This is a genomic window from Microbacterium xerophyticum (genome assembly GCF_053543555.1).
Genome location: NZ_JBLVOB010000007.1, coordinates 406,984 through 419,156, shown reverse-complemented (window position 1 = coordinate 419,156; position 12,173 = coordinate 406,984). Strand labels below are relative to the sequence as shown.

Annotated in this window: 10 protein-coding genes and 1 pseudogene; all 11 read right to left on the bottom strand. The window is 68.1% G+C overall.

The window, feature by feature from the left end:
- Nucleotides 1-122 precede the first annotated feature (122 nt).
- Nucleotides 123-1,535, bottom strand: coding sequence for a rhamnulokinase (locus tag ACNPNP_RS13590; RefSeq protein ID WP_448966564.1), 1,413 nt, complete (start codon nucleotides 1,533-1,535; stop codon nucleotides 123-125).
- The gene (locus ACNPNP_RS13585) at nucleotides 1,532-3,568 is read right to left on the bottom strand and encodes a bifunctional aldolase/short-chain dehydrogenase (protein WP_448966563.1); all 2,037 of its coding nucleotides are present in this window, start codon (nucleotides 3,566-3,568) and stop codon (nucleotides 1,532-1,534) included. Before ACNPNP_RS13585 ends, ACNPNP_RS13590 begins: the two co-directional genes overlap by 4 nt.
- Nucleotides 3,565-4,440: an alpha/beta hydrolase gene (locus ACNPNP_RS13580; protein WP_448966562.1), complete on the bottom strand. Its 876-nt coding sequence runs from the start codon at nucleotides 4,438-4,440 to the stop codon at nucleotides 3,565-3,567. The genes ACNPNP_RS13585 and ACNPNP_RS13580 overlap by 4 nt, the downstream gene beginning before the upstream one ends.
- A gap of 25 nt (nucleotides 4,441-4,465) precedes the next feature.
- Nucleotides 4,466-5,629 (bottom strand): L-rhamnose isomerase, encoded by a 1,164-nt coding sequence (gene rhaI / locus ACNPNP_RS13575; protein WP_448966561.1) that lies wholly within the window; start codon nucleotides 5,627-5,629, stop codon nucleotides 4,466-4,468.
- Nucleotides 5,626-6,006, bottom strand: coding sequence for an L-rhamnose mutarotase (locus tag ACNPNP_RS13570; protein ID WP_448966560.1), 381 nt, complete (start codon nucleotides 6,004-6,006; stop codon nucleotides 5,626-5,628). Before ACNPNP_RS13570 ends, rhaI begins: the two co-directional genes overlap by 4 nt.
- 62 nt (nucleotides 6,007-6,068) lie before the next feature.
- The gene (locus ACNPNP_RS13565; RefSeq protein ID WP_448966559.1) at nucleotides 6,069-7,319 is read right to left on the bottom strand and encodes a four-carbon acid sugar kinase family protein; all 1,251 of its coding nucleotides are present in this window, start codon (nucleotides 7,317-7,319) and stop codon (nucleotides 6,069-6,071) included.
- Nucleotides 7,312-8,565, bottom strand: coding sequence for a RuBisCO large subunit C-terminal-like domain-containing protein (locus ACNPNP_RS13560; protein ID WP_448966558.1), 1,254 nt, complete (start codon nucleotides 8,563-8,565; stop codon nucleotides 7,312-7,314). The genes ACNPNP_RS13565 and ACNPNP_RS13560 overlap by 8 nt, the downstream gene beginning before the upstream one ends.
- Nucleotides 8,566-8,569: 4 nt before the next feature.
- Nucleotides 8,570-10,549: a glycoside hydrolase family 127 protein gene (locus ACNPNP_RS13555; protein ID WP_448966557.1), complete on the bottom strand. Its 1,980-nt coding sequence runs from the start codon at nucleotides 10,547-10,549 to the stop codon at nucleotides 8,570-8,572.
- Nucleotides 10,546-11,235: an aspartate/glutamate racemase family protein gene (locus ACNPNP_RS13550; RefSeq protein WP_448966556.1), complete on the bottom strand. Its 690-nt coding sequence runs from the start codon at nucleotides 11,233-11,235 to the stop codon at nucleotides 10,546-10,548. Before ACNPNP_RS13550 ends, ACNPNP_RS13555 begins: the two co-directional genes overlap by 4 nt.
- Complete coding sequence (locus tag ACNPNP_RS13545; protein WP_448967253.1) at nucleotides 11,232-11,564, bottom strand: alpha-L-rhamnosidase C-terminal domain-containing protein; 333 nt, start codon at nucleotides 11,562-11,564, stop codon at nucleotides 11,232-11,234. The genes ACNPNP_RS13550 and ACNPNP_RS13545 overlap by 4 nt, the downstream gene beginning before the upstream one ends.
- Nucleotides 11,565-12,151, bottom strand: a pseudogene (locus ACNPNP_RS13540) (alpha-L-rhamnosidase-related protein); the annotation flags it as partial.
- Nucleotides 12,152-12,173 lie beyond the last annotated feature (22 nt).

Genomic DNA, 12,173 nt, shown 5'->3' with positions numbered 1-12,173 from the left:
TGCGGCCGGGGGCCCCCTCTTCATGCACAGATGTCAGTTGAATATACGGATGGCTGTCCGGAATGCGGTTTCTGCACTGACAACCGTGCGTTTCGACTGACAAGTGTGCCGGCGGGTTCGGGTCAGCGCGGGTCGAAGCGCGCGGGTTCGTGCGTGCGGGCGACCAGCGCTCGCAGGTCCTCGAGCGTCGCGGGTGCGGCGCGCATCGCGCGGGTCTGCACCAGTACGTTGCCGAGAGCGGTCGCCTCCACAGGGCCGGCGAGCACGGGGAGCCCCGAGCGGTCGGCCGTCGCCTGGCACAGCAGCCGGTTGAGCGATCCGCCGCCGACGAGATGGATGCTGTCGAGCTCACGCCCCGACAGATCGCCCGCGGTGCGCACGGCCGAGGCGAAGGCCGCGGCGATCGACTCGACGATCGTGCGCGCGAAGGCCGGGCGGCCGTCGGGAACCGGTGAGCCCGTAGCGCGCAGCACCGTCGCGATTCGCGCGGGCATATCGCCGGGAGCGCTCAACGACGCGTCGTTCGCGTCGAACAGCGCGATGTCGTCGGTCACCGCGGCTGCGGCATCCAGCAGCGCTGGCAGGTCGATCGCCGCGCCGTCCTCCGCTTCCCACGCGCGCACGGTCTCGCTGAGCAGCCAGAGCCCCGTGACGTTGTGCAGGAACCGGTAGCGTCCGTCGACTCCGAGCTCGTGCGTGAAGTTCGCCTCGCGCGCGGCATCCGTCAGCACCGGGTCGGCGAGCTCGACGCCCACCAGGCCCCAGGTGCCGCAGGAGATGTACGCCGAGTTCGCAGACGAGAGCGGTACGGCGACGACGGCGGATGCCGTGTCGTGCGAGCCGACCGCGATGACGGGCAGATCCTTGCCGATGCGGGCCGCGAGCTCGGCGCGCAGCGTCCCGATCCACGTACCGGGTTCGACCAGCGGGGGCAGAGCCGCAGTCGGGATGCCGAGGCGATCCGCCAGCTCGGTGTCCCATTCGCCCGAGCGCACGCCCATCAGTCCTGTCGTCGAGGCGTTCGTCCGCTCCGCGACGCGGCTGCCCGTCAGAAGGTAGGCGATCAGATCCGGGATGAGCAGAGCGGTGTCGGCATCCGCCAGCCGTTCGTCGACGCGGTACTGGTACAGCGTGTTGAACGGCAGGAACTGCAGTCCGTTGCGTCGATACAGCTCGGTGAACGGCGCGATCTCGTGCACCTCCGCGACACCGCGCTCCGAACGCGGATCGCGGTAGTGGAACGGCTGTGACAGCAGTTCCCCGTCGCGCAGGAGCCCGTAGTCGACAGCCCACGAGTCGATGCCGACACTCTCGATCGCAGGCTCTCGTCGCACCGCTTCGGCGAGACCGTCGATGATGTGGCCGTAGAGTGCATCGAAGTCCCAGTGCAGACCGTCTTCGTGTTCGACAGGTCCGTTCGGGAAGCGGGTGACGAGTTCGAGCTCGAGCGTGTCGTCGCCGGCGCGGCCGATCATCACGCGCCCGCTTGTGGCGCCGAGGTCGACCGCCGCGACCGCACGGACGCCGCCACTCATCGCAGGAACGCCGCCGCCACGCCGGAGTCGACCGGGATGTGCAGGCCCGTGGTGCGGCTGAGCTCGGGGCCGGTCAGGACGTACACCGCATCAGCGACGTTCTCGGGCACTACTTCGCGCTTGAGGATCGTGCGGTTCGCGTAGAACTGGCCGAGATCCTTCTCGTCGACGCCGTAGGTCGCGGCGCGGTTCGCTCCCCAGCCGGACGCGAAGATCCCGGAGCCGCGCACGACGCCGTCGGGGTTGATGCCGTTGACGCGGATGCCGTGCTCGCCGAGCTCGACCGCCAGCAGGCGCACCTGGTGGGCCTGGTCGGCCTTGGTCGCGGAGTAGGCGATGTTGTTCGGCCCGGCGAAGACGGAGTTCTTCGAAGAGATGTAGATGATGTCTCCGCCGAGCTTCTGATCGATGAGCACGCGGGCCGCGGCCTTCGACACGAGGAACGAGCCCTTGGCCATGACGTCGTGCTGCAGATCCCAGTCCTTCTCGGTGGTCTCCAGCAGCGGCTTCGACAGCGACAGCCCGGCGTTGTTGACGACGAGGTCGACGCCGCCGAAGGCGAGGACGGCCTCGTTCAGCGCCGCCTGCACGGCGCCTGAATCCGCGACGTTGGCGGCGACTCCGATCGCGACATCGGTGCCACCGAGTTCGGCGGCCGCGGCCTGCGCCTTCTCGAGATCGAGGTCGGCGACGACGACGCAGGCACCCTCGGCGGCGAGACGGACGGCGATGGCCTTGCCGATGCCGGATGCTGCGCCGGTCACGAACGCGATGCGCCCCTGGTGCGACTTCGGCTTCGGCATCCGCTGCAGCTTCGCCTCTTCCAGTGCCCAGTACTCGATGTTGAACTTCTCGGCGTCCGAGATCGGGGAGTACGTCGAGAGCGATTCGGCACCGCGCATGACGTTGATGGCGTTGACGTAGAACTCGCCGGCCACCCGAGCCGTCTGCTTGTTGGCGCCGTAGGAGAACATGCCGACGCCGGGGATCAGGACGATCAGCGGATCGGCGCCGCGGATCGCCGGGCTCTCGGCGGTCGCGTGGGCGTCGTAGTACGCCTGGTAGTCGGCTCGGTACTCGGTGTGCAGCTCGTGCAGGCGCGCGATCTGCTCTTCGACCGATGCCGTGGTGGGCAGGTCGAGGATGAGCGGCTTGACCTTGGTGCGCAGGAAGTGGTCGGGGCAGCTGGTGCCGAGCGCTGCGAGTCGCGGCGCGTTCGACGATGCGAGGAAGTCGAGCACGACGTCGGAGTCGGTGAAGTGGCCGACCATCGGCTTGTCCGTCGAGGCCATGCCGCGGACCGTCCCGGCCAGCGCTGCGGCGCGCTGACGGCGTTCCGCCTCAGGCAGCGCCTCGAAGCCGGCGCGCGTGGCGCCGAACGGCTGAGCCTTGCCGTTCGCCTCGATGTACGCGGCGGCGGTGTCGATGATCCACAGCGAGTTCGCCTCGGCCTCCTCCGAGGTGTCGCCCCACGCGGTGATGCCGTGTCCACCGAGGATGGTGCCGATCGCCTGCGGGTTCTGCTTCTTGATCTCGGCGATGTCGAGGCCGAGCTGGAAGCCAGGGCGCCGCCACGGCACCCACACGACCTTGTCGCCGAAGACCTTGGCGGTCAACTCCTCGCCGTCGGCCGCTGTGGCGATCGCGATGCCGGAGTCGGGATGCAGATGGTCGACGTGAGCGGCATCCACCAGGCCGTGCATGGCGGTGTCGATCGATGGGGCGGCCCCGCCCTTGCCATGCAGGCAGTAGTCGAACGCGGCGACCATCTCATCCTCGCGGTCGATGCCGGGGTAGACGCCTGTGAGCGCGCGGAAGCGGTCGAGGCGCAGCACCGCGAGGCCCTGCTCCTTCAGCGTGCCGAGGTCGCCGCCTGAGCCCTTGACCCAGAGCAGCTCGACCGGCTCGCCGGTGACGGGGTCGATCTCGGTGCCCTTGGCCGAGGTGTTGCCCCCGGCGTAGTTCGTGTTCTTCGGGTCGGCGCCCAGGCGGTTCGACCGCTCGATGAGGGCGGCTGCGGTGGGGTTGGTCATGAGGCTGTTCCTTCGGAGGGAGCGGGGGAGAGCTGGGGTGACAGGGCGGCGAGGCGTGCGGACATGCGCTCGATCGAACGGGTCGCGGCGGGCTCCTCCGGACGATTGAGGTGGCCGTGCTGCGTGCCGTCTTCCGTGACGACCTCGACGAGGCGCCCGGCAGCGGCGAGAGTCGTGGCGAAGTGCTCTGCCGAGACACGCAACTCGTCGATGTCGCCGTTGACGATGAAGGTCGGCGGGTAGTCGGCCAGGTCGGCCGCCGCGGCTCGGCCGGGAACGGCTGGCAGTGGCGCATCGTCGACGGTTCCGGCGAGATAGTTCTCGTACATCTTCAAGACCGACTCGGGGCCGAAGCGGTCCGCGTCGGGGGTGGCGTCGAGAGCGGCGCGCAGGGCCGCATCCGGAGCCGGTTGCACGGCGAGGAGCGTCGGGTAGGCGAGCAGCACGAGGGCAGGGGCCTCGTGCGAGCCGGCGAGACGAAGCGCAGCCCCTGCCGCCAGGTTGCCACCGGCGCTGGTTCCGCCGATCGCGAGAGCTGACGGCGATATCGCGAGCTCTGCGGTGTGCGCCAACGTCCATCGCCACGCGGCCACCATGTCGTCGGAGCCGGCAGGGTAAGGGTGACCCGGCGGCGCCGTGACACCCTCGTGGAAGCCCTCCGGAACCGGAGCGAGTCGGTAATCGACCGAGACGACGGTCGTCCCCCGGTCGGCGAGTCGCCTGGCGACCCAGTCTGATTCGGGCATGTCGATGTCACCGAACAGGAAGCCGCCGCCGTGCGCCCAGACGAGCCCGGTGCCATCAGGCTCCTCGGCCGGGTACACGCGCACGAGTCCATCGGCGGCGGAGTACGGATGGGTCACGGCATCCATTCCTCTCCGGAGCGAGACCGGACGCTCACGCGCCCCAGCCGGCCTGCGTGCCGCCGCCGCGATCGGCGGCGATCCTCTGCTGGTAGCCGGATGCCGCGTATGCGGCCATCGGGTCGGCATCCAGGCCCCGCGACTCGCGCCACTGGGCCAGAGCCGGACGCACGTCGGTGTAGAACGCGTCCATGAACACAGCGTTCGCCGCCAGCACGTCGCCCGACTTCTGCGCCGCGGTGAGAGCATCCTTGTCGACGAGCAGTGCGCGGGCGGTCATCTCCTGCACGTTCAGGACCGAGCGGATCTGACCGGGGATCTTGTCCTCGACGTTGTGGCACTGGTCGAGCATGAACGCCACGTCGGGGTTGTTGAGGCCTCCGCCGCGGATGACCTCGAAGAGGATGCGGAAGAGCTGGAACGGGTCGGCCGCCCCGACGATCAGATCGTCATCGGCGTAGAAGCGCGAGTTGAAGTCGAACGATCCGAGCTTTCCGAGGCGCAGCAGCTGCATGACGATGAACTCGATGTTCGTGCCCGGTGCATGATGGCCGGTGTCGAGGCAGACCATCGCCTTGTCGCCGAGCGACGCCACCTGGGCGTATGACGTGCCCCAGTCGGGAACATCGGTGTGGTAGAAAGCCGGCTCGAAGAACTTGTACTCCAGCACCAGGCGCTGGTCGTCACCGAGGCGCGCGTAGATCTTCTGCAGCGATTCGTTGAGACGGTCCTGGCGCCCTCGCAGGTCGGCCTGGCCGGGGTAGTTCGATCCTTCTGCGAGCCAGATCTTGAGGTCGCGGCTGCCAGTGGCGTCCATCACGTCGATGCACGCGAGGTGGTGGTCGATCGCCTTCTGGCGGATCGCGGCATCTTCATGGGTGAGGGCGCCGAACTTGTAGTCATCGTCCTGGAAGGTGTTGGAGTTGATCGTGCCGAGCTGCACGCCGAGGTCCTCGGCGTGCTTTCGGAGGTCGCCGAAGTCGCTCATGTCCCAGGGGATGTGCAGGGCCACGCTCGGAGCGAGAGCGGTGTACTTGTGCACCTGCGCGGCATCCGCGATCTTCTCGAACGGGTCGCGCGGCGTGCCGGGGGTGCCGAACACCTTGAAGCGGGTGCCGGAGTTTCCGAACGCCCACGAGGGGAGCTCGATGGACTGCTTCTCGAGCTCGGTGAGGACGGCGGGGGAGAGCGTGGTCACGATGCACTGCTTTCTATGTCGGATGCTGTGGCGGAGAGCTGCTCCGCGAGGTTGAAGACTTCGGTGAGCGGGGTCGCGGCCTGATCGGGTCGGCCGTCGAGGTCGACGAAGAACCGTGCCATCTCGGATTCCCAGCGGGTGGCGACCTCCGACTGGGCGAGGTACGCCTGCGCGGCCGCGTCATCATCGGTCTCGTAGTAGCCGATCAGGATGCCGCCTTCGCCGAGGAACAGCGAGTAGTTGCGGCGGCCTGCGGCGGCGATCTCGGCGAGCATCTCCGGCCGCACAGGGGAGTGGCGGCGAAGATACTCATCCAGCAGTTCCGGGCGGATCTGCAGCTGGAAGCAGACGCGGGTGGCGGCTGTCATCGGTGACATGCTCCTCGGATATCCCAGTGGATGAATCGTTTCATTCAATGTAATCGAGATGAGGTCCGCGGTCAAGCGCGATCACCGGCGATCTTCACGAACAGGTCGTCGGCGCCCACCTGCCCGCCCTTCAGCAGAACCTCGAGCCCATCGATCGACGGGTCATCGGAGTGGGCGCGGAGGAGCACGACGTTGCCTTCGGGGTTCGCTGCGAGCGACAGCGATTGGATTCCGAGCATCCGCACGACTCGACTGGACGTATCACCGCCGCACACGATGATCCTCGAAGTCGCGCCCGCCTGCACAGCGCCCGTGATCATCGAGGCGGCACTCCGGGCGATCCCCGCCAGAGCATCGCCGTCCAGCGTGGTGTCGTCGGAGGCGAGCACGAGGCTGCGTTCGCTGCGGAGCACCCGGACGACGTCGGCGACGGCGTCGTCGTCGACGAGGGAAGGGAGCGGGCGCACCACCCAACCGGCCGCTGCGGCGGCCGCGGCCTGGCGGCGGGTCTGCGGCGAGCGGCTGCCGGAGACGACGAGGACGGGGCCGCGGGCGCGGATCGAGCCAGTGAGTGCGGTGCTGTCCGTCGTCCGCGCGAGTCCGATGGCACGGCTGAGTCCGCCCGAGCCGATCATGAAGAGCGGACGTGCGAGTCGGCGGAGAGCGTCGCCGAGCAGTGCGAGGTGCGCATCGTCGAGCGCATCCAGGACGACCGCGGCATCGCGCGAATCCAGCACTCGCTGTGCGATCGCGCTCGCCGAGGCGTAGTCCATGAAGTGGAGGGCGCCGACGGGCAACGCCGTCTGGTGCGACAGATGCACGGCCAGATCCGACTCCGTCATCGGCGTCGAAGGATGGTTCGCCATCGTCGGCTGACGATCAAGACGATGGACCCTGTCTCCTTCGGCGGCGAAATGGTGTCCGAACACGGTGTAGCGGCCGAAGTCGGGCTGCGCGAACAGCATCGGCACAGTAGCGGCGCCGAAGATGTCGCGGCCGATCTCCAGGACCCGACCGAGGGAGCCGATGTTCGGTGAGGAGTCGGCCGTCGAGCAGGCTTTGTACTGCACGATGTCCGGATCGATCGTACGCAGCGCTCTCAGGGCGGGTGCGACCTCCTCTTCGAGCTGGTCAGTGGGCAGGGATCGCGCGATCCCCGCAATGCCGACGACCGAGCACTCCGCCGCGGCCGCCACCAGGGCGGAGGTCTCAGGAGTCCCCACGAACAGGCGTCCTTGAGCGCCCGTTCGTGCGAACTGCAGCAGGACATCGACACTGCCGGTGACGTCGTCGCCGTAGAAGCCGATGCGCGGATCACTCACGGACAGGACCGAATCGTTCGGTCGCGCGACGCAGCGCTGCGGAAGTCGAGAGTGCATCGTGCACAGATTCGCCGCGCTCCGCGGACGCCCACGCTTCGCGCATGCTCGTCACACCGGCGGCAGCACCGTCGGGGTGGCCGTGTATTCCTCCGCCGGAGAGAACGAGAAGGTCGGAGGTGCCGACGGCGTCGTAGGTGGCGTGTGCGAGTCCGCCCCACTGGCCGGATGACAGTACCGGCAGCGTCGAGGCGACCGTGTCGATGGGCGCTCGGACGTCTGCGATCGCCGCGATCACCTCATGATCGGACTCGTAGAACTTGTTCGAGATGCCGTTCGTGTGGAGATGGTCGGCTCCGGAGAGGCGTGCGAGCTTCTGCCACGGCCGGAACGCGAACCCGAGGTGCTCCGATCGACTGATCGCGCCGAACATGGCACGGTGTCCGTGGATCGGAACCTGGGCGACGCGGTTGAGGTGCGCGAGTCCGGCGAGGCCGACCATGTTGATGCACACCATGACGCAGGTTCCGCCTGCGGCCACGACGAGATCGTGATTCTCCTCGAGCAGGTGGATGTCGTCGGTGATGTTGAACGCGTACATCGGCATGCGGCCGGTGCGATCAGCGTGTCTGTGCAGCACAGGCATCACGGCCCGCACGCGCTCTCGGAGGGGAGCGGACGGCCCGTTTCCCTGCAGCTCGTCGTCCTTGATGAAGTCGACTCCGGCGGCGGCGAGCTCGCCGACGAGTTCGGCGAGCTCGGTCGGCGACAAGCCGATAGAGGGCTTGACGATCGTGCCTATCAGCGCGCCGTCGTGACGCCCGATGATCTCTCTCGTGCCCTCGACACCGAAACGAGGTCCCCGGTATCGCTCAGCGAATGCGTCCGGCAGCTCGAGGTCGATCAGCTTTATCGCCGCCAGCTCTTTGATCTCGAACAGGTTTCCGGCGATTGCGGCCTGCAGATTGGGGATGGACGGCCCGAAGTTGTCGAGCGGGAAGCGCAGCCGCAGCACTGCTCGACGACGCGTCGCCGGGTCGCCGATCGTTCCGGGAAGCGGTGAGGCTCCTGTGAGGGGGACTTCGTCGAGGCTCTCGATCTGGGCGGCGAAACGCGCGCGAACCGCGTCGGACTCTCGCTCGACACGCACGAAGGTGCCCGTCGACTGCTCCCCGGCGAGAACTTCGGCAGCCTTCTCAAGCGGGAGCGACGTCTCGATGACATAGGAGGCGATCACGCTGTCTGTCACGTCGTCACCACACCAGCGGCAGCCACACCGACATCTCGCCTGGCCCACGATTTCCCCATGCGAAGTAGGGCACGAGGCGCGCGGATGCTGTGACGGGTGCGCCCTCCACATCGGTGTAGAGCACGTCTTCATCGACCAGGGGAAGGATGGCGAATTCGGTTTCGAGCGCGACCATGCGATGCCCTGCGATCTCGGGGGCGACAGGGCGCAGGCCGACGCCGCGGCGGATGGCCGCCTGCTCGAGCAGGACTCCATCAGGGAGGTCGGCGCTCTCGATGCAGTAGACGATCGGCCCGCGCTGCACCGCGACCTGGTTCGTGGTCTCCTCTGCCAGGCGATGAGCGCGCAGGACCCGTGCCGGCATGGGCAGATCGAGGATGATCTCGTCACCCGCTGCCCATTCGCGGGTGATCGTCGCGTAAGTTCCGGCGGCGGACACCTCGACGGGCTCGCCGTTCACCTCGAGGGTCGCTCCGGATGACCATCCAGGAACCCGCAGGTGCAGCGGGAGTCCGCCGAGCTCGGCCTCCGTGACGATGAACGTGATCCGTCCGTCCCAGGGGTAGTCGCTCTGCTCGCGCAGCGACAGGGAGCGCCCATCAGCGAGAACGGCGTGAAGTTCACTGCCGCCGTAGAGATGAACAAAGAGGCCGTCGTCACCGACAGAGGCCGCCCGCTCGTGGAAGCGCGCGAGCGTGCGCGCGGTGTTGGGCGGGCAGCAGAAGCAGCTCAGGTAGCGCTCGCGCATCCGCGCATCCGAAGGGGGCGGAGACGGTACCGGATGCAGACCGGTGTCGCCGGGGCGCCGAAGCTCCCATGGCAGATCCCGCACCTGGCGCAGCGCATTGGTGTAGAAGTACTCGGTGCCGTCCAGGCTGATGCCGGCGAGGAAGGAATTGAACGCGATCTGCTCGATGACGTCGGCGTAACGCGCGTCGCGCGTCAGTGCGAGCATCCGTTCGCCCCACAGGATCATGCCGATGTTCGCGCACGACTCGGCGTGCGCCGTGGTGTTCGGCAGTTGGTAGGCCCGACCATAGGCCTGATGGATGCGGCTGATCTGCTCCTGCCACGGATGCCCGTCGGGCGATGCGCCGTCGTACAGTGCGCCGCAGCCACCGGTCACGTAGAGCTTGGTGTCGACGACGTCGCGCCACAGGTTCTCGAGCACGTTCGCGAGCTCGGCATCTCCCGTCTCCGTCACGAGATCGGTGAGGCCTGCGTACAGATAGTTGGCGCGCACGGCGTGACCGGCGACGGTGGTCTGCTCGCGAACCGCCACTCGATCCTGATTGTCGTCTCCGCCGTCGAAGTCGTCACGTACGCGTACGAACGCTTTCGCGAGCTCGAGGTAGCGCTCCTCGCCGGTGGCGCGGTAGAGATCGATGACCGCCATGTAGTGCGACGGGCAGATGGCGCTGCGGGCGAGTTCGAGCGGCTTGTTCGTCGCGAGGTCCTCGAGAAAGGATGCCGCGCCTCGCGCCACATCGAGAAGCGTCGTCGATCCGGTCACCGCGTGGTGTCGCACGCCGACGGTGATCAGGTGCCCCAGGTTGTACGTCTCGAAATGGAATCGGTCGGCCAGTGCCGTCGCCGACTCATTGTTGCGCGACGCGATCAGCGTGGGCGTGTGGACATAGCCGTCCTCGCGCTGCACGGAGGCGATGAGCGCTGCGACCATCTCGACCGTCTCGGCGAGCCACGGTTCCGGATCGGTCTCGAGCTGGGCCACCGCGGCCTCGAGCCACTTGTAGAAGTCGCCGTCCATGAACGGAGGGCCCTCGTGCGCTCCCTCCTCCAGTCCGGCTGCCACGCGGAAGTTCCGCAGCCCCGGACTCACGGACGAGTCGCTGAGAGACTGCCACATCGCGGGCACCGTCTGCGTTCGGGTGCGCTCGTGAACCTCGCCCCAGAACCCGCTCGCCCAACGGGCCCCATCTGCCTGCAGTGCGCGCAGGGGTGCGCGCGTGGTCGCCGTCGTCATCGGATCTCCGCTCCTTCGGTCGGTGCGCCGTGCGCGGCGCGGGCAGTGACGGTATCTCGTAGGCGTTCGATCCCGGGGACGATACTGGTGAGGATCGGAACCTCCACCTGCACGGCCTCGGCCGCGGATGCCATGGATGCCTGGGCGAGCACGACGACGTCGACCTGATCAGCCACTCGTTCGATCGCGGCGGCGACGAGGCGATCGTGCGCGTCGCGATCGCCAGTGCTGACAGCGGCGAAGGCGCCTTCGATGACCTCGGCGACGATCTCGGGAGAGTGTCCTGTTCGCGCGGCCCGTTCGTGCAGCAGCGCCACGGTGGGCGCGAGGGTCGTCGGCAACGTCGCCAGCACGGCGATCCGCGTCGCATCCGCGGTGGCGGCATCCGCCATCGCTTCGTCGATGCGCAGAACCGGGATCCCGACCTCGTCCTCGACGCGAGCCGCGAGCTGCGAGATCGACGAGCACGTGAGCATCACGAGGTCCGCGCCGGCGCTCATCGCTGCGCGCGCGAGGCCTGCGACGCGACCGGGCACGGAGCCGGCGCGATCATCGTCCGCGAGGTCGGCGACGATGCGATCGTCGAGGTAGTTGATGAACGTCGCCTCAGGCAAGGCGGCGCGTGCACGCTCCATCACCGGGGCGATGACGACGGCTCCTGTGTGCAGGAAAGCGATGCGGGTCATGCGACGACCTCCTTTCGAGCGAGGGCGACGACCCGCTCGTGCCGACCATGGCCGACTTCCTCGGGTTCGCGGCCCTCCAGATCGATGATCGCCGTGGCGCCCACGGGCACGACCATCTCAACCGTGAGTTCGTCGCCCTGGAGACTCCACGAGATCGCGGCTTCTCCATACGGAGTCGTGTGGGTGGCGGATGCCGACGTGAGCGCGCCACCGGGGCGCGGGGCGAAGCGGATGCGGCGATACCCCGGCGTCTCGGGTGCGAGCCCGGCGACCACACGGTGCAGCCAATCCGCCACTGCGCCCAGGGCGTAGTGGTTGAAGGAGGTCATCGTGCCCGGATTCACGGTGCCGTCCGGGAGCATCGAATCCCAGCGTTCCCAGACCGTCGTCGCCCCCATGTTCACCTGGTACAGCCACGACGGGCACTCCTCTTCGAGCAGCAGGTCGTACGCGGTCTCCTGCTGTCCGTTCGCGCTCAGGGCGTCGGACACCAGCGGTGTACCGACGAACCCGGTCGCGATGCGGTTGTCGCTCTCGCGGATCAGCGCCGCCAGACGCGCGGCGGCTGTCGTCCGGCTCTCCGCCGGCAGCAGGTCGAACTGCAGAGCGAGGGCATATGCCGTCGGCGAATCCGACGTCATCATGCCGTCCCCGACGACGTACCGGGCGATGAATGCGGCTCGGGCCTCGTCGGCGAGCGCTCCGTAGCGGCTGGCGCCTCGGTCTCTCCGAGCACCTCGGCGATCTGAGCGACGAGACGGGCCGACCGGGCGAAGTATCCGCTGGCCACCAGATATCGATCCGTGCGACCGTCGCCCGGATCCTGCGGGGGAGCGGCGGGATCCAGCCAATCTCCCAGCTGATAGCCCTCGTCCCACAGGCGTGACGGACCGGCGATGTCCGCCTGCAGATCCACCCATCGGCGGGCGCGGTCGAAC

Bases quoted from the DNA above. Each gene is read 5' to 3' on its own strand.
- ACNPNP_RS13585 (WP_448966563.1), bottom strand. From the start codon at position 3,568: ATGACCAACCCCACCGCAGCCGCCCTCATCGAGCGGTCGAACCGCCTG.
- ACNPNP_RS13590 (WP_448966564.1), bottom strand. From the start codon at position 1,535: ATGAGTGGCGGCGTCCGTGCGGTCGCGGCGGTCGACCTCGGCGCCACA.
- ACNPNP_RS13555 (WP_448966557.1), bottom strand. From the start codon at position 10,549: ATGACGACGGCGACCACGCGCGCACCCCTGCGCGCACTGCAGGCAGAT.
- ACNPNP_RS13550 (WP_448966556.1), bottom strand. From the start codon at position 11,235: ATGACCCGCATCGCTTTCCTGCACACAGGAGCCGTCGTCATCGCCCCG.
- ACNPNP_RS13570 (WP_448966560.1), bottom strand. From the start codon at position 6,006: ATGTCACCGATGACAGCCGCCACCCGCGTCTGCTTCCAGCTGCAGATC.
- ACNPNP_RS13545 (WP_448967253.1), bottom strand. From the start codon at position 11,564: ATGACCTCCTTCAACCACTACGCCCTGGGCGCAGTGGCGGATTGGCTG.
- ACNPNP_RS13580 (WP_448966562.1), bottom strand. From the start codon at position 4,440: ATGGATGCCGTGACCCATCCGTACTCCGCCGCCGATGGACTCGTGCGC.